General features: G+C 64.8%; 27 protein-coding genes. 12 read left to right on the plus strand and 15 right to left on the minus strand.

The features are described 5' to 3' along the window. Window positions 1-153: 153 nt before the first annotated feature. The 11 genes from MTBLM5_RS19095 to MTBLM5_RS04770 all read right to left on the minus strand — a co-directional run bounded on the left by MTBLM5_RS19095 (window position 154) and on the right by MTBLM5_RS04770 (window position 8,842). Window positions 154-2,307 carry an ATP-binding protein gene (locus MTBLM5_RS19095; RefSeq protein WP_173974639.1) on the minus strand — a complete coding sequence of 718 codons (2,154 nt, stop codon included), beginning with the start codon at window positions 2,305-2,307 and terminating at the stop codon, window positions 154-156. Next, window positions 2,289-3,521 (minus strand): VWA domain-containing protein, encoded by a 1,233-nt coding sequence (locus MTBLM5_RS04725; RefSeq protein WP_173974640.1) that lies wholly within the window; start codon window positions 3,519-3,521, stop codon window positions 2,289-2,291. Before MTBLM5_RS04725 ends, MTBLM5_RS19095 begins: the two co-directional genes overlap by 19 nt. Then, window positions 3,521-4,363, minus strand: a complete 843-nt coding sequence (locus MTBLM5_RS04730) for a MoxR family ATPase (protein WP_173974641.1) — start codon at window positions 4,361-4,363, stop codon at window positions 3,521-3,523. The genes MTBLM5_RS04725 and MTBLM5_RS04730 overlap by 1 nt, the downstream gene beginning before the upstream one ends. Window positions 4,364-4,421: 58 nt before the next feature. Next, complete coding sequence (locus MTBLM5_RS04735; protein WP_173974642.1) at window positions 4,422-4,856, minus strand: CBS domain-containing protein; 435 nt, start codon at window positions 4,854-4,856, stop codon at window positions 4,422-4,424. A gap of 332 nt (window positions 4,857-5,188) precedes the next feature. After that, the gene (locus tag MTBLM5_RS04740) at window positions 5,189-5,542 is read right to left on the minus strand and encodes a phasin family protein (protein ID WP_173974643.1); all 354 of its coding nucleotides are present in this window, start codon (window positions 5,540-5,542) and stop codon (window positions 5,189-5,191) included. 348 nt (window positions 5,543-5,890) lie between these two features. Beyond that, complete coding sequence (locus MTBLM5_RS04745; protein ID WP_173974644.1) at window positions 5,891-6,322, minus strand: CBS domain-containing protein; 432 nt, start codon at window positions 6,320-6,322, stop codon at window positions 5,891-5,893. A gap of 208 nt (window positions 6,323-6,530) precedes the next feature. Then, window positions 6,531-7,040: an Hsp20/alpha crystallin family protein gene (locus tag MTBLM5_RS04750; protein ID WP_173974645.1), complete on the minus strand. Its 510-nt coding sequence runs from the start codon at window positions 7,038-7,040 to the stop codon at window positions 6,531-6,533. Between the two features lie 124 nt (window positions 7,041-7,164). Further along, on the minus strand, window positions 7,165-7,941 hold the full coding sequence (gene fliP, locus MTBLM5_RS04755; RefSeq protein ID WP_173974646.1) for a flagellar type III secretion system pore protein FliP: 777 nt from the start codon (window positions 7,939-7,941) through the stop codon (window positions 7,165-7,167). Further along, window positions 7,938-8,228: a flagellar biosynthetic protein FliO gene (locus MTBLM5_RS04760; protein WP_173974647.1), complete on the minus strand. Its 291-nt coding sequence runs from the start codon at window positions 8,226-8,228 to the stop codon at window positions 7,938-7,940. The genes fliP and MTBLM5_RS04760 overlap by 4 nt, the downstream gene beginning before the upstream one ends. After that, window positions 8,229-8,492, minus strand: a complete 264-nt coding sequence (locus MTBLM5_RS04765; RefSeq protein WP_173974648.1) for a hypothetical protein — start codon at window positions 8,490-8,492, stop codon at window positions 8,229-8,231. It lies immediately after the preceding gene. After that, window positions 8,489-8,842, minus strand: a complete 354-nt coding sequence (locus tag MTBLM5_RS04770; protein ID WP_173974649.1) for an EscU/YscU/HrcU family type III secretion system export apparatus switch protein — start codon at window positions 8,840-8,842, stop codon at window positions 8,489-8,491. The genes MTBLM5_RS04765 and MTBLM5_RS04770 overlap by 4 nt, the downstream gene beginning before the upstream one ends. A 194-nt stretch (window positions 8,843-9,036) precedes the next feature. On the opposite strand from MTBLM5_RS04770, the gene flgB reads away from it, so the two are divergent. From flgB to recA, 8 genes are all read left to right on the plus strand, one after another. Beyond that, window positions 9,037-9,435 (plus strand): flagellar basal body rod protein FlgB, encoded by a 399-nt coding sequence (gene flgB, locus MTBLM5_RS04775; RefSeq protein ID WP_173974650.1) that lies wholly within the window; start codon window positions 9,037-9,039, stop codon window positions 9,433-9,435. 17 nt (window positions 9,436-9,452) lie between these two features. Further along, window positions 9,453-9,866: a flagellar basal body rod protein FlgC gene (gene flgC, locus MTBLM5_RS04780; protein ID WP_173974651.1), complete on the plus strand. Its 414-nt coding sequence runs from the start codon at window positions 9,453-9,455 to the stop codon at window positions 9,864-9,866. Window positions 9,867-9,884: 18 nt separating this feature from the next. Then, window positions 9,885-10,202 carry a flagellar hook-basal body complex protein FliE gene (locus MTBLM5_RS04785; protein ID WP_173974652.1) on the plus strand — a complete coding sequence of 106 codons (318 nt, stop codon included), beginning with the start codon at window positions 9,885-9,887 and terminating at the stop codon, window positions 10,200-10,202. Window positions 10,203-10,218: 16 nt separating this feature from the next. Continuing rightward, window positions 10,219-10,488 carry a flagellar biosynthesis protein FliQ gene (fliQ, locus tag MTBLM5_RS04790; RefSeq protein ID WP_173974653.1) on the plus strand — a complete coding sequence of 90 codons (270 nt, stop codon included), beginning with the start codon at window positions 10,219-10,221 and terminating at the stop codon, window positions 10,486-10,488. A 15-nt stretch (window positions 10,489-10,503) separates the two neighbouring features. After that, window positions 10,504-11,268: a flagellar biosynthetic protein FliR gene (gene fliR, locus MTBLM5_RS04795; RefSeq protein WP_173974654.1), complete on the plus strand. Its 765-nt coding sequence runs from the start codon at window positions 10,504-10,506 to the stop codon at window positions 11,266-11,268. A gap of 3 nt (window positions 11,269-11,271) precedes the next feature. Next, window positions 11,272-12,333, plus strand: coding sequence for a flagellar biosynthesis protein FlhB (flhB, locus tag MTBLM5_RS04800; RefSeq protein ID WP_173974655.1), 1,062 nt, complete (start codon window positions 11,272-11,274; stop codon window positions 12,331-12,333). Continuing rightward, window positions 12,323-14,728, plus strand: coding sequence for a PAS domain-containing sensor histidine kinase (locus MTBLM5_RS04805; protein WP_173974656.1), 2,406 nt, complete (start codon window positions 12,323-12,325; stop codon window positions 14,726-14,728). Before flhB ends, MTBLM5_RS04805 begins: the two co-directional genes overlap by 11 nt. A gap of 193 nt (window positions 14,729-14,921) precedes the next feature. After that, a complete protein-coding gene (gene recA, locus MTBLM5_RS04810; protein WP_173974657.1) occupies window positions 14,922-15,998 on the plus strand; it encodes a recombinase RecA in 1,077 nt (358 codons plus the stop codon). 128 nt (window positions 15,999-16,126) lie between these two features. Here the strand turns inward: recA and MTBLM5_RS04815 are convergent, their stop codons facing one another. Further along, a complete protein-coding gene (locus tag MTBLM5_RS04815; RefSeq protein ID WP_173974658.1) occupies window positions 16,127-16,474 on the minus strand; it encodes a hypothetical protein in 348 nt (115 codons plus the stop codon). Between the two features lie 251 nt (window positions 16,475-16,725). Between MTBLM5_RS04815 and purU the strand changes: the two genes are divergently transcribed. After that, window positions 16,726-17,586: a formyltetrahydrofolate deformylase gene (purU, locus tag MTBLM5_RS04820; protein ID WP_173974659.1), complete on the plus strand. Its 861-nt coding sequence runs from the start codon at window positions 16,726-16,728 to the stop codon at window positions 17,584-17,586. Window positions 17,587-17,608: 22 nt separating this feature from the next. Next, window positions 17,609-18,175, plus strand: a complete 567-nt coding sequence (locus MTBLM5_RS04825) for a hypothetical protein (protein ID WP_173974660.1) — start codon at window positions 17,609-17,611, stop codon at window positions 18,173-18,175. 3 nt (window positions 18,176-18,178) lie between these two features. Here the strand turns inward: MTBLM5_RS04825 and MTBLM5_RS04830 are convergent, their stop codons facing one another. After that, window positions 18,179-18,784 (minus strand): FecR domain-containing protein, encoded by a 606-nt coding sequence (locus MTBLM5_RS04830; RefSeq protein ID WP_173974661.1) that lies wholly within the window; start codon window positions 18,782-18,784, stop codon window positions 18,179-18,181. Window positions 18,785-18,973: 189 nt separating this feature from the next. Here MTBLM5_RS04830 and MTBLM5_RS04835 point away from each other — a divergent pair, with 189 nt between their 5' ends. After that, a complete protein-coding gene (locus MTBLM5_RS04835; protein ID WP_068499013.1) occupies window positions 18,974-19,339 on the plus strand; it encodes a response regulator in 366 nt (121 codons plus the stop codon). 81 nt (window positions 19,340-19,420) lie between these two features. Here the strand turns inward: MTBLM5_RS04835 and rpmG are convergent, their stop codons facing one another. Next, window positions 19,421-19,588, minus strand: a complete 168-nt coding sequence (rpmG, locus tag MTBLM5_RS04840; RefSeq protein WP_068499100.1) for a 50S ribosomal protein L33 — start codon at window positions 19,586-19,588, stop codon at window positions 19,421-19,423. Window positions 19,589-19,661: 73 nt separating this feature from the next. Then, entirely contained in the window at window positions 19,662-20,420 is a 759-nt protein-coding gene (locus MTBLM5_RS04845) for a tRNA1(Val) (adenine(37)-N6)-methyltransferase (protein WP_173974662.1), read from the minus strand. A gap of 112 nt (window positions 20,421-20,532) precedes the next feature. On the opposite strand from MTBLM5_RS04845, the gene MTBLM5_RS04850 reads away from it, so the two are divergent. Then, complete coding sequence (locus tag MTBLM5_RS04850) at window positions 20,533-21,552, plus strand: polyprenyl synthetase family protein (RefSeq protein WP_173974674.1); 1,020 nt, start codon at window positions 20,533-20,535, stop codon at window positions 21,550-21,552. Window positions 21,553-21,558: the final 6 nt, after the last annotated feature.

Here is a 21,558-nt window from a genome sequence, read left to right on the forward strand (position 1 = left end):
CGAGCCTTTAATCTGGTTCATACCCTCTGCCGTCACCCCCGGACTTGATCCGGGGGTCCATGCTACCGGAGGCAGCTTCGCCACCATGGATTGCCGGGTCAAGCCCGGCAATGACGACCAAGAAAGGCTGATCCGGATTTTATGCTCGCGGCTCTAACTGGCGATCACCCGCGCCGCCGGCAGGCGGACGGTGACGGCGGTGCCGCGTCCCGGTTCGCTGTCGATGGCGATCGAGCCGCCATGGGTCTCGACGATGCCGCGCACCAGGGCCAGGCCCAGGCCGGTGCCCTCGGTCGGGCTGGTGACGTTGCGCCCAACCTGACCGAACGGTTCCATCGCCCGCGGGATGTCCTCGGGCGCCATGCCGATGCCGGTGTCGGTCACAGTGATCTCGATTCCCTGCTTGGCGTCGAAACCGACCGCCACCGTCACGCAGCCCTCGGATGGCGTGAACTTGACGGCGTTGCTGATCAGGTTGATCAGGACCTGCTTCAGACGGCGCGGATCGCCCATCACCACCAACTCGGTCGCCGGCAGCCGGACCTCCATGGTGACGGCACCGGCATCGGCCCGGCCCCGCAACAGCTTGACGGCGGCGCCGACCACCTGGCCCAGCCTGACCGGCTCCTCGGCCAGGTCCATCCGGCCGGCCTCGATCTTGGCCAGGTCCAGGATGTCGGTGATCAGTTCCAACAGGTGGGTGCCGGATTCGACGATGTCTTGGGCATATTCGCGGTATTTCGGCGCCAGCGGCCCGAACATTTCCATCCGCATGGTCTCGCCGAAACCGATCACCGCGTTCAGGGGCGTGCGCAATTCGTGGCTCATGTTGGCCAGGAAGTCGCTTTTGGCGCGGCTGGCTTGCTCGGCCTGGTCTCGGGCCTGTTCCAGGGCGCGGCGGGCCCGGGCCTGGGCCGAGACGTCGCGCACCACCGCCACCACCTGCCGGGCCACGCCGCTACCCAGCGGGGCCAGGAAGGTTTCGGTCGGCAGCAGCACGCCATCCTCGCGGCGAAGCTCGCCGGTCACGGTGACCGGGCGCCCAGGCTGCAGGGCCGACCATGTCTGAAAAAGACGCTCGCGGTCGGCGGCAGGCACCAGGGCGAACACGTCCATCGTCAGCAGGGCCGCGCGGCTGAAGCCGGTCAGGCGGCAGGCCGACGTGTTGGCATCGACGAAGTTTCCGGAAAGGTCGTGCACCAAGATGGCGTCGGGGGACTGATCGAATAGGTCGCGGAAACGGGCCTCGCGCTGGTCGAGTTCGTCCAGCAGATCGTCGAAGGCATTGGCGATCTGGTTCAATTCGCCAAACGCCCGCACCGAACCGGCCCGGGCCTGGCGATTGCCGGCTTGGACCTCGCGGATCACCGCCAGCAGCCGGGCGGTCGGCGCGAAGACCAGTTGGCGGCCGGCCACCATCAAAACCACCACCATGGTTCCGGCGACCAAAGCCATGGCGCCGACCACCAGCAGGAAGAAGTCGCGGATCGGGCCGACCACCACGTCCTCGGGAACGCTGACCACGACGAACAGGTCGGGGATGGACCGACTGAGCCGGTCGAAGGCGAAAATACGGCTCCGGCCATCCTCGCCCTCGGCGAAAAGGACACCCGATCGGCCTTCCCGCACCGCGCGGGCCAGGGCCTCGACCGGAGCCGGCACGCCGATCCTGGCGTCGCCGCCCTGGGCATGACGCACCGTGCCCGATTGGTCGAGGATCAGCATGTGCGCGCTGGCGGGCAGGATGTCGCCGATCAAAGGGTGCGTCGACCACGGGAATTCGCGCACGCCCACCAGGATGGCGCCGCCTTTCCCGTCCTGATCATCGACTGGCATGGCCATCGGCACGGACAATCCCTGGTCGGCCGACACCAGATAGGGACCGACCGCCGGCTGGCCGCTTTCCCGTGCCGACAACACCGCCGGCAGCCGGGTCATCCAGCCGATATCCGCACCGCGCCCGCTGCCGCACAGCACCGAGCCATTGGCCCGGATCACCACCAGCCCCTCGATGCCGTTACCCTCGCGGACGACGCGCGACAGATGGTCCGCACAACGGTCGGGGTAGAAATCATGTTCGGTAACCAGCGACGCCAACATGACCCGAGTCGATTCAAGGGCGGTATCGTGCAGTTCGGTCACCATCCGCACCAGATTGGCGACGTTGGCCTGGGCCATGTCGTGCCGGGCGTCGCGGGACATCACCGCCACCACCAGGATCGCCACCCCCATCATCGCCGGGGCCACCCCCAGCAACACCAGCGCCAGCAGGCGGTCCTTCAGGTTGCCTAGGGCCGAGGCCGCCATGAGGTGCCTCCCCCGGCTGCCGCGCCCTTGTTCAACTCGCGCATCGCCTGGTCCAATCCGTCCAGGGTCAGCGGATACATCCGCCCCCCCATCATCCGCTGCAGCAGCTGGGTCGATTCGGTCCAGCCCCACATGCGCTCGGCCGCCGGGTTCAGCCACACCGCGTTGGGCCAGTTGGCCAGCACGCGCTCGAGCCACACCTGGCCGGGCTCTTCGTTCCATTCCTCGACGGCGGCACCCGGCACGGTGATTTCCCACGGGCTCATGGCCGCGTCGCCGATGATCACCAGCTTCCAGTCGTGGGGATAGGTGTGCAGCACGTCCAGGGTCGCGACCCGTTCGTCCCAGCGCCGCTGGTTGTCGCGCCACAGATGGCCGTAAGGGCAATTGTGGAAATAGTAATGTTCGAGATGCTTGAACTCGGAGCGGGCCGCCGAGAACAATTCCTCGCAGGCGGCGACGTGGGCGTCCATCGAACCGCCGACATCAAGCAGCAGCAGCACCTTGATCTTGTTGTGCCGCTCGGGCCGGAAGCGCACATCCAGCATGCCGGCCTGGCGGGCGGTGTGGGTGATGGTCTGGTCGAGATCCAACTCGGTGGCCGCCCCTTCGCGGGCGAAGCGGCGCAGGCGCCGCAGGGCCAGGCGGAAATTGCGGGTCCCCAGTTCCAGCCCGTCATCAAGATTCTTGAAGTCGCGGCGATCCCAAACCTTGACCGCGCGGTTATGGCGGTTGGTCGGCTGGCCGATACGCACCCCGGCCGGATTATAGCCGAACGCCCCGAACGGCGAGGTGCCGCCGGTGCCGATCCATTTGCTGCCGCCCTGGTGCCGCTCGTTCTGCTCGGTCAGGCGCTTCTTCAGCATCTCCATCAATTCGTCGAAGCCGCCGGCCGCCTTGATGGCGGCCATCTCCTCGGGGCTGAGCAGCTTTTCCGCCAGGGCGCGCAGCCATTCGTCGGGAATCTCGGCGCCGACACCCTCGCCGGCTTGGGCGTCGGCGCCGACGATGCCGTCGAACACCCGGCCGAACACCTGGTCGAACTTGTCGAGGTTGCGTTCGTCCTTCACCAGAGCGGCGCGAGCCAGATAGTAGAAGGTTTCCGGGCTATGGCCGGCGACACCCCGGTCCAAGGCGTCCAGCAGCGTCAGATATTCCCGCAAGGATACGGGAACCTTGGCAGCCTTCAGCTCGAGGAACAGGTCAAGGAACATCAGCCCCCGCGTCGGTGCATGAACGCCAGGCGTTCGAACAGATGGACATCCTGCTCGTTCTTCAAAAGCGCGCCATGCAGGCGCGGGATCAAGGTCTTGGCATCCTTGGCGCGCAGATCCTCGGGGGCCAGATCCTCGGCGACCAGCAGCTTGATCCAGTCCAGCAACTCCGAGGTCGACGGCTTCTTCTTCAAGCCCGGCACGTCGCGCAATTCGAAGAAGATGGTCAGCGCCTCGTGCAGCAGGTTGGCCTTGATGCCGGGAAAGTGAACCCCGACGATGCGCTCCATGGTCTCGCGGTCGGGAAAGCGGATGTAGTGGAAGAAACAGCGGCGCAGGAAGGCGTCGGGCAGTTCCTTCTCGTTGTTCGAGGTGATGATGACCAAAGGCCGCCTGGCCGCCTTGACCACCTGCTGCGTCTCGTAGACATGGAATTCCATGCGGTCGAGTTCCAGCAGCAGATCGTTGGGAAATTCGATGTCGGCCTTGTCGATCTCGTCGATCAGCAAGATCGGCGTGGCCTCGGCCTCGAAGGCTTCCCACAGCTTGCCGCGCACGATGTAGTTGGCGATGTCATGGACCCGGGCGTCGCCCAGCTGGGAATCGCGCAGCCTTGCCACCGCATCATACTCGTAAAGACCCTGCTGGGCCTTGGTGGTCGATTTGATGTGCCAGGCGATCAGCGGCCGGCCCAGCGCCTTGGCCACCTCTTGGGCCAAGACGGTCTTGCCGGTGCCGGGTTCGCCCTTGATCAGCAAGGGGCGCTCCAGCGCCAGGGCGGCGTTGACCGCGACCATCAGGTCGTCGGTGGCGATGTAGGTGTCGGTTCCCTTGAATGTCATCGGCTTACGGCCTCCTCACACGAACTGTGCGGGAGGAGGCCGCCGATGGCAAGATGGGTTAGGCGGATGCCGCCAAGGCGAAGTCGCGCAGCACGGCCGCTTCCAACTGCTTTTCCGCCAACCGACGCTCGACCACGTCGCCGATCGAGACCATGCCGATGATGGTGTCGTCGCGTACCACCGGCAGATGGCGAATGCGCCGGGTGTTCATCACATCCATCACGTCCTTGACGCGATCCTTGGGGGCGCAGGTCACCACCGGGCTGGACATCAGCGCCTTGACCGGCATGGTCAGGGCCTTGCCGCCATGGCTGACCAGGCCGCGGACGATGTCGCGCTCGGACAGGACGCCGACACAAGACTGGCCGTCGCACACCACCGCCGCACCAATGCGCCGGTTATGCAGGACCTGGGCGGCTTCGGCCACCGTATGGTCGGGACGCACCGAAAAGACGTCGCCGCCTTTGTACTTTAGAATTCTCCCAACAGTCATGAACGCCTCCCTGCTTGGCGGCTTCATCGTCCGCGCAAGAAAAAGGCTAGCGCATGCTGCAGCGCAATTTAAAGGATAATGAGTCGTTACTTATAAAATAGTATCAGGATGTAGGAATATTGCCGCCCGGGTGGGTACAGACCACCCGCCCGACCGGGTGGAATCTGCCGCTCAGATTTGAATTATTGGAAAGAAAAGGGGGAATCTTCAAAAAAAACGCCCGACCTCGGGGGGAGAGGTCGGGCGTTCATTGAGCGGCCGGAACAGGGAGGGAGGAGGGACCCGGTTCCGGCCGGCTGGCGCGTCACCCGAAGGCGACTGCGCGAGTCTTGTTACGCAGCCTGCTTGACCAGCGACTGGAAGGCGGCAACGCGGGCGTTGATCGGCTCCAGGGCGGCGGTCACGACGGTCTGGGTCAGCTCGGCGAACTTGCGGCTGTCCGAGATGGCGGTCTCGACCGACTCGCGGGCCAGCTTGCCCTGCAGGTCGAAGAACTCGGCCGGGGTCTTGACGGCGAACAGCGCCTTCATGATGGCGTCGGCCTTCTCGGTCGAGGTGGTGACATAGGCCTGCGAGGCCTTGGCCAGCTCTTCGAAGCCCTTCATGGCGACGGTGCTGCTCTTGACCACCGCGTCGGCGTTTTCCTTGCCCAGCGAAACGAACTTGTCGAAACCATCGATCTTCATGGCGGAACCCTTTCTATCGGCACCCGATCACCCCCACGGCGACCGTTGTGCAATGCAACATAGGCACACCATACCGATCCCGAACGGCTTTTCCAAGACTTATTTTGCACTGCACCATTTTTTCTCGCACCTGCAACAAACAGGGCGCCGCGCCATCTTAATGTTGGCCCTCGCCGGGCGGGCGCGTCCGCAATGGCCGCAGGAGCGACACCCCATCAGATTGATGGGGCGTCGCTCTTAAAACAAACAGGGCGCCGCGCGATTGGAAAAGATAAGGGCGCCGCGCGTTTTAAAAAGTTAAGGGCGCCGCCCTTGCGGACGGCGCCCCATGCATGGTCTTGACCGCAATCAGCGGGTCGCGGCGAAATCGCGCAGGACCGCGGTTTCCATCTGCGCCTCGTGCAGGCGGAAATTGACGGCGTCGCCGATCGAGATCATGCCGACCAGTTCCTCGCCTTCCAGCACCGGAAGATGGCGGATGCGGCGCTCGGTCATCACTTCCATCACCTTCTTGATGGAATCGTTCGGGGCGCAGGTGACCACCGGGCTGGTCATGATGTTGCGAACCGGCATTTCCAGCAGGCCCTTACCGTATTGGGTGATCCCCGAGACGATATCGCGTTCCGACACCACCCCCATCAGGCGCCCCTTGGCGTCGCAGACGATGGCGACGCCGACCCGCTTGGAGGCCATCAGCGCGGCCGCCTCGGACACCGAATGCTCCGGTCGGATGGTGAAGATGTTATGACCCTTGGTCTTCAAAATGGCTTCGACGGACATCTGTCCCCCCTTCTTCTTGGTATTCTCGACGGCACCGGACGCCATCGCGTCCCAGCCAGCATGGGCCGGGCGAATTCGAAATTCAACACCGATTCGATCCCACACCCGAAGACAAGAACCCCTCCCGCCCGGCTATTGCCGAAGCGGGAGGGGGCCTTGCCAGGCGGCCTGCTGTTGGGGGGGCGAATGCCGCCCGGCAAGAAGAAACTCAGTGCGGCTTGACCGCGATCTTGCGGTCGCGGACAGCGTCTTTTTCGTGTTTGGGAACGGTGATCGTCAGAATGCCCGTGGCGAATTCGGCGCCGATCCCTTCGGCGTCGGCATCCTCGGGCAGGCGGAATAAGCGCTCGAACCGATCGATGCCGCGCTCGACCGTCTTTTCACCATGGATCATCAATACACCGTCCTTGACGGTGACATCGACATCCTGGGCATCCAGCCCCGGCAGTTCTGTGGTGATCTGGTAGCAATCGGCCAGTTCCCGGATGTCAACGCTGGGAACCGGCTGATCGAAGCCCTGGAGCGGCCGGCACAACCAGGAATCAAGCTCGTGCAGGGCGCGGCCGAAAGCCGTCTGGGACGAGCCGCCGAGGGCGGCCGGAAAGAACCCTTCGAACAAGCGATCGACCTCGCCATGCCAGCCTTGAAGCGGGTGGCTGGGTGTGGACTCGGCCGGGCTGTCGGACCTGGGTGGACGCCGGATGACCCTGCCGGTCATGGCCCCCTCCTCACTTCGATGGGCAAAGACCGAAGACCGCTCGGCCTTTGGGGGCATTATACCACCCCCCGGCGCGCGCCCTCTGTGTGCTCAATGCATGCCAGACCCGCCGCAAATGGCGGGATCAGCCCGCGCCGAAGCTTTGCACCAGCGAGCCCACCACCATGAACCAGCCGTCCACCAGCACGAAGAAGATCAGCTTGAACGGCAGCGCGATCATCGCCGGTGGAATCATCATCATGCCCATGCTCATCAGCACCGAGGCGACCACCATGTCGATGACGATGAATGGCAGGAAGATCAGGAAGCCGATTTCGAAAGCCCGGCGCAGTTCGCTGATCATGAAGGCCGGAACCAGCACCTTCAGCGGCACGTCCTCGGACTTGCTCACCTGCTGGGTCCGCGACAGGCTCATGAACAATTGCACGTCCTGCTCGCGCGCCAGGCGGGTCATGAAGGAGTGAAACGGCTTGGCGGTGCGGTCGAACGCCTCGACCTCGTCCAGTTGGCCGTCGATATAAGGCTGCACCCCCTGGTTCCACGATTGCTCGAACGTGGGCGCCATGACGAACGCGGTCAGGAACATCGCCAGGCTCATCATCACCATGTTGGGCGGGCTTTGCATGGTGCCCAAGGCCTGGCGCAGGAAGCCCAGGACGATGACGATGCGGGTGAACGACGTCACCATCATCAGGATCGAGGGCGCCACCGACAAAACGGTGGTCAGGGCCAGCAATTGCAGGACCCTGAGCGTCGTGCTGTTGGGGTTGTTGCCGCCGCCGCCAGCGCCCAGGTCCAGGGTGAATTGCTGGGCCAGCGCCGGATCGGCGAAGGTGACGCCAAAGACCACGGCGCCGAGGGTCGCCACGGTGAAAATCAGGGCTCGGCGAGCCATCCTCATGCCTTGTCCTCCTGGGCCGCGGGGGCGACCCGGCTTTCGATCAGCATATCGTTGCCGCCGCCCACCAGCAGCAAATGTTCGGTGTCGTCGCGACGAATCAGGACCAGCCGGCGCCGGCCGTCCAAAGCCGCGGTTTCGACCACCCCCAGACGCCGCTTGGCGCCGGCGCGCGTCACCATGCCGGCCGGACCGAACCGGCGCAATGCCCACAGCAACGCCAGCATCAGCCCGACGACGAAAGCCAGCGCGGCGATGAAGCGCAAATAGGACGCGGCGTCGAGCTCCATTCAGCCAGCCCCCAGGTCGGCCGGCGGAGGGTCCATCCGCTCGCCGATTGCCTCGGCCAGGCGGTCCAGGTCGTTCAGCAGCTTCTCGACCAGCGGCAACAAGGTGCGGCCGTCCTCACGCGCCATGTCGGCGATGCCGGCACAAATCCCCTGGACCTTGCCTTCCAGCGCCGCCAGATCGACCATGGTGCCGCCGACCAGCAGGCGCCGGGCCGCCGTCACCAGCGACACCGCCTTTTCCAGTTCCTCGCGCACGTCGGTCATGCGGTCTCTCCGCTGGCGATGGCCGGCACGTGGCCGTTGGCCCGATAGACATAGGCCAGAATCTCGGCCACGGCGGCAAAGGCTTCCAGCGGGATCACCGTGTCGATTTCAACCGCCGCCAGGACCTGGGCCAGGTCGGGATCGGTGCGGACCTTGACCCCGTGGGCGAAGGCCAGTTGCAGGATTTGTTCGGCGATGGCCCCCTTGCCCGACGCCACCACCTTGGGTGCATCGGATTCGGCGGGATCGTAGGACAGCGCCACGGCAACCGTTCGCCCGCCCGCCGGCCCCACCGGCAGGGCAGCCTCGGCCTCGGCCCGTTCGTCCCAGAGGTCGTGCCCCTGTCCCATGCTGTCTTCGTTCCCGATTGAGCTGTCGCGCCACCAGGGCGTATCTTGTCGCCCGAGTCTGTCCGCGCGCGCTTAAAGAACGGTTAAGTGCTTGATCGCGAATCGGATTCACCCTTTGTTAAAGGGGTTGGTCCGACAATGGCCAATGGTTTAGACCGCCCGCCCGCGCGGGTTCTCGTAGGGAACGGCCGTCGATGTTCGATAAACTGACCCTGGTTTCGCTGACCAAAGGCCGCATGGACTGGATCGCCAAGCGCCAGGAAGTGCTGGCCGAGAACATCGCCAACGCCAACACCCCCAAATACGTGCCGCGCGACCTGAAGGAATGGAATTTCAAGGACGTCCTGGGTCAAAGCGTGCCGTCGGTGGGCATCAAGGCCACCGACCCGCGCCACATCTCGCCGCCGATGCAGGACCCGACCAAGGTGATCTCGACCAAGAAGACGTTCGAATCCTCGGCCGACGGCAACGCCGTGGTCCTGGAAGAGCAGATGGCCAAGATGGGCCAGGCCAAATCTTCCTACGAAGTGGCGGCCGGCCTGTTCGAGAAGCAATTCAAGTTGCTGCGTACCGCCCTGTCCAAGGGTCAGTAAGCCGGAGCCCGCGAACCATGGACGAACTGCAAAAAGCCACGCGCATCGCTACGACGGGCATGAAGGCCCAGGCCGAGCGGCTGCGGGTGATCTCGGAGAACCTGGCCAACGCCGATTCCCTGGCCCAGACCCCCGACGCCAGCCCCTATCGCCGCAAGGTGGTGTCGTTCAAGAGCGAACTGGACCGGGCCAACGGCGTCACCGGGGTCAAGGTCGCCAAGGTCCGGCCCGACTCGGCCGAGTTCCTGCGCCGCTTCGATCCCAAGCACCCGGCCGCCGACCGCGACGGCTATGTGCTGGCCCCCAACGTCAATCCGCTGATCGAGATGATGGACATGCGGGAAGCCCAGCGCTCGTACGAAGCCAACATGGCCGTCATCAACTCGTCGCGCCAGTTGCTGTCGCGCACCGTCGATATGCTGCGCCAGTAGCCATAGGGAAGACAGATCATGACCCGCATCTCCGACGCCTTGAATGCCTATGCCGCCTTCTCGAAGCCCTTGGGCGAGAGTGGGATGGAAGCCCGCGATGCCCCGGCGCCGATGCCGGGCAGCGATTTTTCCAGCGTACTGAAGGATGCCGCCAAGGTCGCGGTCGGCTCCCTGAAAGAGGGCGAACAGGCCTCGGCGGCGGCCATCGCCGGCAAGGCCGACATCCGCGAGGTGGTGGCCGCCGTCGCCAACGCCCAGATGACCTTGGACACCGTGGTCACGGTGCGTGACAAGGTGATCAACGCCTATAACGAAATCATGCGCATGCCGATCTGATCGCCGGTCGCCATCCATGACCGAAGCCGACCTGATCGACGTCGCCCGCGAAACCATCATGACCCTGGTGATCGTGGCCGCGCCGCCCCTGCTGACCGGGCTGGTGGTCGGCCTGGCCATCTCGATCATCCAGACCATCACCCAGATCCAGGAAATGACCCTGACCTTCGTGCCGAAGGTCCTGCTGGTGTTCGGGTCGCTGATCTTGTTCTTCCCCTTCATGCTGAACACCATGAACGAATTCTGGAAGACCATCCTCGACCGCGTCATTGCCGGCGGCAATTGAACGAAGAGGGGCCGGGTGCTCAACGACATCCTGACGTTCGACATCTACCGTTTCTTCATGATCTTCTCGCGCCTCGGCGCGGCGATGATGATGCTGCCGGGTTTTTCGGGAAAGATGATCCCCGCGCGGGTCAAGATCCTGCTGGCCCTGGCCATGACCCTGCTGCTGCTGCCCTTGGCCGGCGGCATGTATCCGCCCAGGCCGCGTGACCTGGGGGCGTTGCTGATGATGGTCGGCTCGGAAGCCTTGATCGGCATCTATATCGGAACCGTGACCCAGGTCCTGATGAGCTCGCTGCATGTGGCCGGCACCTTCATCGGCACCCAGGTCGGCCTGACCAACGCCTTTTCCTTCGATTTCGTCGCCGAGCAGCAAAGTGCGACCCTGACCGCGCTGTTGACCAACATGGCGCTGGTGGCGATCTTCGCCACCGACCTGCATCATCTGATGATCCAGGCGATGTTCGAATCCTACGCCACCTTCCAACCGGGCATGGCGATGCCGCTGGGCGACTTCACCGAGACCCTGGCGCACATGATGGCCGACAGTTTCGGCTTTGCGGTCAAGCTGTCGGCGCCGGTCCTGGCCTTCGGCCTGTTCTTTTATGTGGCGATGGGCCTGATGAGCCGCCTGTCGCCGCAGATCCAGGTGTTCTTCGTCGCCTTGCCGCTGCAATTGCTGGGCGGGCTGTGGATGCTGATGGTGGCCATTCCACTGATGATCTTCCTGTTCCTGCGCTGGTTCGAGGCTGGCCTTCTGCCCTTCGTCGGCGGGGCTTGAGCGATGTCCGAAGACAAGACAGAAGAACCAACAGGCAAACGCCTCTCGGAAGCCCGCGAAGAGGGCAACATCGCCCAAACATCCGAGGCCAAAGGCGTGGCCTCGCTGGTCGCGGCGCTGATCATCATCGGCTATCTGGCGCCGGGCATGGCATCGGACCTCAAGGCTTCCTTGACCCCGTTCCTGGACCGCCCGCAAGAGATCGCGCTCGACAGCAATGCCATCCCCCCCCTGATGATCACGCTGGGCCTGGCCATGGGCAAGGTCCTGCTGGTGCCGATGGCGGTGGTGGTGGTGTTGGGGATCGCCATCCAGGTCGCCCAGACCAAGGGACTCATGTGGGTCCCCAAGAACATGATCCCCAAGTTCAGCAAGCTCAGCCCGGCGGAAGGCGTCAAACGACTGTTCTCGCCCAACCAGCTGGTCGAATTCGTCAAACAGTTGTTCAAGCTGATCGTGCTGGGCATCGTGCTGGGCTGGATGATCTGGAAAAGCGTCGGGGAATTCGAGAACCTGGCCGACCTCGACCTGATGGCGCTCATGGAATACATCCATGACAAGGTCTATTGGATGATCTTCGTCACCGTCCTGATGATGGTCGTGCTGGCCCTGGCCGACTATCTGTTCCAGTACTGGCGCTGGATGATGAAGATGAAGATGTCCAAGCAGGAGGTGAAGGACGAGCACAAGAACCAGGAAGGCGACCCGCAGATCAAGGCTCGCCTGCGGTCCTTGCGCATGCAGCGCGCCAGGAAGCGCATGATGGCGGCGGTGCCGATGTCCGACGTCATCGTCACCAACCCGACCCACTACGCCGTGGCGCTGAAATACGATCCCGAGGCGATGAACGCGCCGGTGCTGGTGGCCAAGGGCGCCGACCTGGTGGCCAAGCGCATCCGCGATCTGGGCACCGAGCACGACGTCCCCATCGTCGAGAACCCGCCGCTCGCCCGCGCCCTTTACGCCACGGTCGAACTGGACCAGGAAGTCCCACCCGAGCATTATAAGGCGGTCGCCGAAGTCATCGGCTACGTCATGCGTCTGAAGGGCAACATTGCGCACTGATCGCACCACCGGCGGGCTGCCGTGGGTCCTGGCGGCTTCGACGCTGGGCGCGGCCGGCCTGGTCGCCGCCGAGGGCGGCCTGCTGACCGTGGCCGCCACCTCGGCGGCCGTGGTGGCCTGTGCCTCGGCCTGGGTGCTGGCCCGGCGCTGGGATCAGGCCCGGGCCGCTGCCGGTCATGTCGATCATCTGGCCGGCGCCCTGGAATCGGAAACCCGTGCCTGCGTGCTGGTCCACCGCGACGGCCAGGAAATTCACCGCAACAAAGCGGCGCGGCGACTGCTGGGTCCGGCCCAGCGCCCACTGGCGCCATTGCTGGACCGCGCCGCCAGCGACGACCGCGCCCTGACCGAACTGGAACGGCTGGAAGCCGCGGCGGCCGTCGGCGCCGCCCGCAAGACCGAGATCGCCCTGACCGCACCCGACGGCTCGCGCGAATGGCTGTCGGCCGAGGTCCGCCCGGCTGGCCGCGATGCCGTCGTCTGGTTCGTCGAGGACGTCACCGCCCGGCGCGCCATCGAAGAAACCCTTCGGCGCGAGAATGAGTGGCTGGCCGATTTCGTCGATTTCCTGCCGGTCGGCTGTTATTCGGCCGATTCCGACGGCATCATCCGCTCGGCCAACCACCGCCTGGCCGAGTGGCTGGGCGGCACGCCGTCGGAACTGATCGGTCACAGCCTGGAAGATGTGCTGGGCAGCGTGCCCGACCCGGAAGAGGAACGGGTCGAGCTGCGTCTGATGGGGCGCGGCGGCGAGGTGTTCCAGGCCATGGTCGCCCACACGGTGTTCGACGATGGCGGCGAGATCCGCACCCGCTCGGTGGTGGTGCGCGACATGGTGCCCGAACATCAATGGGAGCGCGCGCTGCGCGCCGCCGAACGCCGCTTCCGCTGGCTGTTCGACGACGCCCCCGTCGGCATCGCCCTGGTCGAGCTGGACGGCTCGATCGGCACCTGCAACCTGGCCCTTCAATCGATGCTGGGCATCGACCATGACGGCATCAGCGGCCGGGCGCTCACCGCCATCATCGCCGAGGACCACCGGACCAGCGCCGCCGAGCAATTGGCCAAGGTGCTGCAGGGTTCGGTCACCGGCACCCATCTGGAAGTCCGCCTGAAGGGCAAGCGCGAACTGATCGCCCAGCTTTTCGTCAGCCCGACTCACGAGGATGGCGCCATCTCGGGCCTGATCGTCCATTTCATCGACGCCACCGACCAAAGAAACCTGGAAGTCCAGTTCGCCCAAAGCCAGAAGATGCAGGCCATGGGCCAGTTGGCCGGCGGCGTCGCCCACGATTTCAACAATCTGCTGACCGCCATGATCGGCTTCTGCGACCTGCTGCTGCAGCGCCACGGTGCCGGCGACCCCAGCTTCGCCGACATCATGCAGATCAAGCAGAACGCCAACCGGGCCGCCTCGCTGGTGCGCCAGTTGCTGGCCTTCTCGCGCCGCCAAGCCCTGCAGCCGCGCCTGTTGAACGTCACCGACGCCCTGGCCGACCTGCACAACCTGCTGCGCCGCCTGCTGGGCGAGACCATCGAGCTGAAAATGGTGCATGGCCGCCAGTTGGGCCTGGTCCGCGTCGATCCCGGCCAGTTCGACCAGGTCATCATCAATCTGGCGGTCAATGCCCGCGACGCCATGCCCGGCGGCGGCACGCTGACCATCCGCACCGGCATCGCCACCTTCGACGCCCCCATCCAGCGCGGGCCGGAAACCATGCCGGCCGGCGATTACGTCCAGATCGAAGTCGTCGATACCGGCACCGGCATCCCCAAGGAACATCTAAGCCGCATCTTCGAGCCGTTCTTCTCGACCAAGGAAGTGGGCGCCGGCACCGGGCTGGGCCTGTCGACGGTCTATGGCATCCTGCGCCAGACCGACGGCTTCGTGGTGGTGGAAAGCGAGATCGGCCAAGGGGCCGCCTTCGCGATCTACCTGCCGCGCATCGAGGCCGAACCGGCCCATGAAACCAGAAAGCCGGCCAGCCCCGCCGCCGCCGATTCCGACACCTCGACCACCGACCTGACCGGATCGGGCACCATCTTGCTGGTCGAGGACGAGGACGCGGTGCGGATGTTCGCCGGACGCGCCCTCAAGAACAAGGGCTACAAGGTGCTGGAGGCCCGCTCGGGCGAGCAGGCGCTGGACGTGCTCAGGGCCGAGGATGCCATCGACGTGCTGATCTCGGACGTGGTGATGCCCGGCATGGACGGCGTCACCCTGGCCAAGTTGGTGGCGATGGAACGCCCGATGATCCGCATCATCCTGATCTCGGGCTATTCCGAAGATGTCGCCAGGAACGGCATCGACCCCGATTCGGGGGTCACCTTCCTGCCCAAGCCGTTCTCGCTGAAACAGCTGGCCGGCGCGGTCAAACAGGTGATGGAAGGCTGAGGGCGCGCTTTTTTAGGCGGGCCGCCCCCCCGACCAAAGCGCTCGGGCATGGAAAATTCCAGAACTCCGAGCGAACCTGACGGGAACAAACGCGAACATTCATGTTGCGTTCCGGAACACATCGTGTACTCTGTCCTGAAGGAACCGCGTTGCATCACCCGCCCGTCTCGGGATAGATGAAGGGGAAACTGCCATGTCGCAGACCGTATTGCGCCTCGTGGACAAGGACACCATGGACAAGCAAAAGGCATTGGAAGCCGCCGTCAGCCAGATCGAGCGGGCGTTCGGCAAGGGCTCCATCATGAAGATGGGCAGCCGCGACATCGTCGAGACCGAAGTGGTCTCGTCGGGGTCGCTGGGCCTGGATATCGGGCTGGGCATCGGCGGCCTGCCGCGCGGGCGCATCATCGAGATTTACGGCCCGGAAAGCTCGGGCAAGACCACGCTGGCGCTGCATGTCATCGCCGAGGCGCAGAAGAAGGGCGGCGCCTGCGCCTTCATCGACGCCGAGCACGCGCTGGACCCGATCTACGCCCGCAAGCTGGGCGTCAATATCGACGAATTGCTGCTCAGCCAGCCCGATGCCGGCGAGCAGGCGCTGGAAATCGCCGACACCCTGGTCCGCTCGGGGGCGGTCGATGTGCTGGTGGTCGATTCGGTGGCGGCCCTGGTGCCGCGCGCCGAACTGGAAGGCGAGATGGGCGATTCCCATGTCGGCCTGCATGCCCGCCTGATGAGCCAGGCGCTGCGCAAGCTGACCGGTTCGGTGTCCAAGTCGAAAACCATCGTCATCTTCATCAACCAGATCCGCATGAAGATCGGCGTGATGTTCGGCAACCCCGAAACCACCACCGGCGGCAACGCCTTGAAGTTCTACGCCTCGGTCCGCCTGGAAATCCGCCGCGTCGGCGCCATCAAGGACCGTGACGAGGTGGTGGGCAACCAGACCCGCGTCAAGGTGGTGAAGAACAAGCTGGCCCCGCCGTTCAAGGTGGTCGATTTCGACATCATGTATGGCGAGGGCGTGTCGAAAAGCGGCGAATTGATCGATCTGGGCGTCAAGGCCGGGGTGGTCGAGAAATCGGGCGCCTGGTTCAGCTACAACTCGACCCGCATCGGCCAGGGCCGCGAGAACGCCAAGCAGTTCATGCGTGACAATCCGGCCATGGCCGCCGAGATCGAGAACACCATCCGCGCCAATGCCGGCCTGGTCGCCGACGCCCTGTCGGGCGCCCCCGGTGACCTGGACGGCAACACCGTCGAGGAATAGGGCGAGGGGCCGATATCAAGACAAGGCAGCGCGCGTCATGTATGAGGCGCGCTGCTCCGCCACCAACGACAACGGCGGAAAGGGTTGCCCCTTTCCGCCGTTTTTCGTTGTGTCGGGAAAAGACGGGCTCAGCCCTCTTCCTCGATGACGTCGCTGGCCGGCAGGATGGTGACGCCCGAACCGTCCTCGTCCTCGATCAGCACCACGTCGCCTTCGATGCGGTCTTCCGGCTTGGCCAGCTTGTTGAACCAATGCCACAGGAAGGCCACGGCGATGGTCTGATCGATCTGGTCATCCTCGTCCATTTCGTCCTCGGACATGGCCGAGACGTCGCGCAGGATTTCCAGCGAATCGTCGAACATTTCCTGCGGATCCGGGTCGTCCTCCATCACGTTGGAGATGACGTACTCGTATTCCTCGTCCGCCAGTTCGTATTTCCATTGGGCCGAACCGGACTTGTAATAGACGGTGATCATGCAGGCGTTCCTTGGGGGGTGAATGCGCTAGTGTACTGACACGGTCAAAAGGTACACTGACCCTTTGACCGTGTCAGTACACAATCCATTGATCTTGTGGGCCGATTCAGCCGCCGAAAAACCTTTCGTCGGCATCGGGCCACCAGCCGACCTTGGGCCAAGCGCAAAAAAAAGGCAAGCGACGATCAGCATGCTTGGCGTAGCCCCCTGCCTCGGTTATCAAGCTGTCGAAATCAGGAGTTCTGGGACCCATGTCCGACAAGCCAACTTTCGTGCTGACCATCACCTGCCCCGACACCGTCGGCATCGTGGCCGCGGTTTCCGGCTTCCTGACCCAGCATGATTGCTTCATCACCGAGGCGGCGCAATTCGGCGATCCGCTGTCGCGGCGCTTCTTCATGCGCATCGTCTTTTCGTCGGGCGCGCTGACTCCGACCCGGCCCGAATTCGACAAGCTGTTCTCGCTGATCGCCGCCCGCTTCCAGATGATCTGGAACCTAAACGATCTGTCGCGCAAGCCCCGGGTGGTGATCCTGGTCTCGAAGTTCGGCCATTGCCTGGTCGACCTGCTGCACCGCTATCATACCGGCCAGTTGGGCATCGAGATTCCGGCGGTGATCTCGAACCACCAGGACATGCGCTCGATCGTCGAATGGCACGGGATCCCCTATCATTACCTGGCGGTCGACAAGCACGACAAGGCGGCGCAAGAGGCCCGCCTGTCCGAGGTGGTCGATCGTGCCGGCGCCGATCTGGTGGTGTTGGCCCGCTACATGCAAATCCTCTCGACCGACCTTTCGGCCAAGCTGTCGGGCCGGGCCATCAACATCCACCATTCATTCCTGCCCAGCTTCAAGGGCGCCAAGCCTTACCACCAGGCCCATTCCAGGGGCGTCAAGATCATCGGCGCCACCGCCCATTACGTCACCGCCGATCTGGACGAAGGCCCGATCATCGAACAATCGGTCGAGCGGGTCGATCACACCCACACCCCGGAAGACCTGGTCGCCATCGGCCGCGACATCGAGAACCTGGTGCTGGCCCGCGCGGTGCGCTGGCACGTCGAACATCGGGTGCTGCTGAACGGATCGAAGACGGTGGTGTTCAAGTGACCAGCTCTGGTAAAGTCGCGCCATGAACCACACCGCGCTCAAATCCGCCGTCATCCTCGTCTGCCTGTCGGCCGCCATTCCGGCGCGGGCATCCGACGATGTTCCGGAATTCCTGAAGGTCATCGGCAACTTCGTGAAGGACGGGCTGGGCCCGGCCCGCACCATGGAAGACGTGATGCGCGAGGAGCGCGAGCGCACGGCGACCCGCCCCGAGTCCAAACCGCGCGCCCAGGCCGAACCTGCCCCCGTGGTCGCACAGCCCGCCCCGGCGGCGCCGACCCCAGAACAACCGATCGCCGCCCAGCAGCCGGTTCGGGTGGCCGCAATCGCAACGCCGGTCGCAGCCACCGTGGCCCCGCCGCCGCCGCCGCCCCGCAAGACCGAGGTGTCGCTGCCGGCCCCGGTGCCGCCGCCGCCGGCTCGTCCGGCCGAGTTGAAGCCGAAGACCATCGCCGTGGCCCCGCCACCGCCGCCGCCCGAGCCCTTGACCACCCGCATCGCCGCCACCGCGACGCTGGACCAGGCGATGCGCCTGGGCGGCCCGGCCACCCTTTATTCCCAGCGCATCAAGCCGCCGGTCCGCAACTGATCGTCAGCGGAAGCTGACACTGCCGAAGGCGCGGCCGACCTGCTGTTCCGACCAGAAGGACGGCGCTTGCGGCGCAGTCCCCGCCGCCTTGACCGCCGTCCCCTGCCCCGGCTGTGTCAGATCGACGGCACCGGCGGCGCTTTCCACCCGGATCATTCCGTCCAGCACCAGCACATCAAGCGGATTGTCCAGCGGCCCGCCCCAGAATTTGGTGCCGCGCACGCCGATGCTGGCGATCGGGGTCACCACCTTGAACGGACGCTCGGGCAGTTTGGCCACCGCGCCGGTGGCGACCAGAAAGGCACCCTGGTTGACCGCGAAGCGCGCAGTGCCGGTTCCGGCGGCGCCGTCGAACAGGAACTGGTCGACGATCACCTCGGCCTTCTCGCCCAGGGTCAGCATGGTGCCATCGACGAAGCGAACCTCGAGCCGGGCGCCGGGTCCGGTGCGCAGGATCGCGCCGGCCGGGATGGTGGCGCCCTCGGCCAAAGCCAGGGCGCCGGCCTCGGCCACACCTTGCAGGCGGGTGACTGTTCCCACCGGGGCCGCCTGGGCGAAATCCGTCAGGAAAAGAAGGATCACAAGGATCAGGGCGAGGAAGCGGGGCACGAGACCCTCCTTCGGCTGGGGTTCCCTTTAGGTGTCGTCGCCCGACGCCCCCTGTCAAGGTTCACGATAATCGGCGCCCCAGGGCTTTGGTCGGGTTTGACAGCACCCCGGGAAACGGTGATGATGGCCGCGACGGGTACAGGGGGGCCGGACAGCGCGTGTCCGCGCTGGGAATAGCCGAGAGGAAACATGCCAAAGACCGTGCTGATCGTTGAAGACAACGACCTGAACATGAAGTTGTTCAACGACCTATTGCAGGCCAATGGATACGAGACCTTGCAGACCAAGGACGGTCGCGAGGCGCTGGGTCTGGCGCGCAAGCACAAGCCCGACTTGATCCTGATGGATATCCAGCTGCCCGAGATTTCCGGCCTGGAAATCACCCGCATGCTCAAGGAAGATCCCGACCTCAAGGCCATTCCGGTCATCGCCGTGACCGCCTTCGCCATGAAGGGCGACGAGGAGAAGATCCGCGAAGGTGGCTGCGAAGGCTATATCGCCAAGCCGATTTCGGTCACCAGCTTCCTGCAGACCGTCGCCAAGTTCCTGGCCTGACCGGACAGGAAGCACAGACAAGCGAAAACGCCCGCCGGGTTCCCCCAGCGGGCGTTCTCATTTCAAGGCGAGCCCTGAAGCTTACTTGATCTTCGCTTCGTTGAACTCGACATGCTTGCGCACGACGGGGTCATACTTGCGGAACTTCAGCTTCTCGGTGGTCTTGCGCGGATTCTTCTTCGCCACATAAAAGTAGCCAGTGCCGGCAGAGCTGAGGAGCTTGATGAGGATGGTGGCAGGCTTGGCCATGACGAAAATCCCGAATTCGTTGGTGTCGTGATCGAAACACAGGCGGCGGAAGATACTGATCCGCCGGACAGAGTCAAGCGCTTCTTGCAATCGGCAACGCGGCGCCGTGGCGCAACACCGCTTCGGCCTCGGCGGTATAGGAGCCGTCGGCGGCGTGCAACACCAGTCCCGGCGTCAGGTCCAGGGGTGTCTTGACGTCCTTGCGGGCGGTGACCACCACCCGGGTCGCCGGCCGTCCTTCCTTGGGCCACAGCGGGATCACCCGGACCTCGCCCAGCTTCAGCACCTTCGCCGCCGCCAGGATGTCGCCCAGCCGGTCGGCGCGGTGCACCAGCGCCAGATGGCCGCGCGGCCGCAGCAATTTGACCGCGGCCCGCAGCCAGCCTTCCAGGTCCAGCTCGCGCTCGACATGGCCGATGCGCTTGCTGGCCACCGGCGGCTCGGACACCGTGCCGGCCTCGTACCATGGCGGATTGGTGATGATGGCATCGAAGCCCTGGCCCTTGATCAAGGCCGGCGGCTTGGCCAGGCATCCCTCGACCACCTGAAAGCGGGTTCCGAAACCGTTGGCGTCCCCGTTGGCGCGGGCAAGGCCGGCCAGTTGGGGCTGCAATTCCAGGCCGGTGACCGTCATGCCGGGAAGACGGGACAACAGGCACAACCCGGCGGCGCCGACGCCGCATCCCAGATCAAGGACGCGACCTTCTGTGCGCAGCGAAACGGCAGCGGCCAGAAACACCGGGTCCGACCCGGCCCGGTAACCCTGGCCGGGCTGGCGAATTACCACCCGTCCGCCCAGGAGATGATCTTCTGTCGTGGCAAAATCGGTCATTTCAGGGCTCGCATGCCAATTTCGCGGCCGATGTAAGCTTGACCGCCTTTCCACCGCAACAGTAAGTTCACCCCACGGACGGGGGCGTTCCGTGACCGAGGGAGTTTTCGACGTGGCGAAGGTGGTAAGTCTGGAAGAAGAACGCGGCCGCAAGGCCAAGAGTTTCGATGCGCTGGTCGCCCTGGTGAAGCAGGACCTGGAAAAGGTCAACACCACCATCGTCGATCGCATGCACAGCCCGGTCGAACTGATCCCGCAACTGGCCGGCCACATCATCGCCTCGGGCGGCAAGCGCCTGCGCCCGGTCCTGACCCTGGCCTCGGCGCGCCTGGCCGGCCATACCGGCGACCGCCACGTCAAGCTGGCGGCCTGCGTCGAATTCATCCACACCGCCACGCTGCTGCACGACGACGTCGTCGACGAGTCGGAATTGCGCCGTGGCCAGGCCTCGGCCAACGCCCTGTTCGGCAACAAGCCCAGCGTCCTGGTCGGCGACTTCCTGTTTTCCCGGGCCTTCGAGCTGATGGTCGAGGACGGCTCGCTGGCGGTGTTGGCCATCCTGTCGCGGGCGTCGTCGGTGATCGCCGAGGGCGAAGTGCTGCAATTGATGACCGCCAACGACACCGACACCACCGAGGATTCCTATCTCGAGGTGATCCGCTCGAAGACCGCCGCCCTGTTCGCCGCCGCCTGCCGTATCGGCGCGGTGGTGGCCGACCGCCCCAAGGTCGAGGAAGAGGCGTTGGAAAGCTATGGCCTGAATCTGGGCATCGCCTTCCAGTTGATCGACGACGTTCTGGATTACTCGGCCAAGCAGGCGGTGCTGGGCAAGACGGTCGGCGACGATTTCCGCGAGGGCAAGATCACGCTTCCGATCATCCTGGCCTTCCGGCGCGGCGACGAGGAGCAGCGGGAATTCTGGCGCCGCACGGTCGAGCGGCTGGAACAGCAAGACGGCGACCTGGACCGCGCCATCACCCTGATGGAGCGTCACGGCAGCCTGGCCGACACCATCGCCCGGGCCCGCCATTACGGCGAGGTGGCGCGCGACGCCCTGGGCATCTTCCCCGACAGCGCCCTGAAGCAGTCGCTGATCGACGTCATCGATTTCTGCATCGAGCGGGCCTACTGACGGCGA

Origin of the sequence: Magnetospirillum sp. LM-5 (assembly GCF_902729445.1) — a bacterium.
Lineage (GTDB): Bacteria > Pseudomonadota > Alphaproteobacteria > Rhodospirillales > Magnetospirillaceae > Magnetospirillum.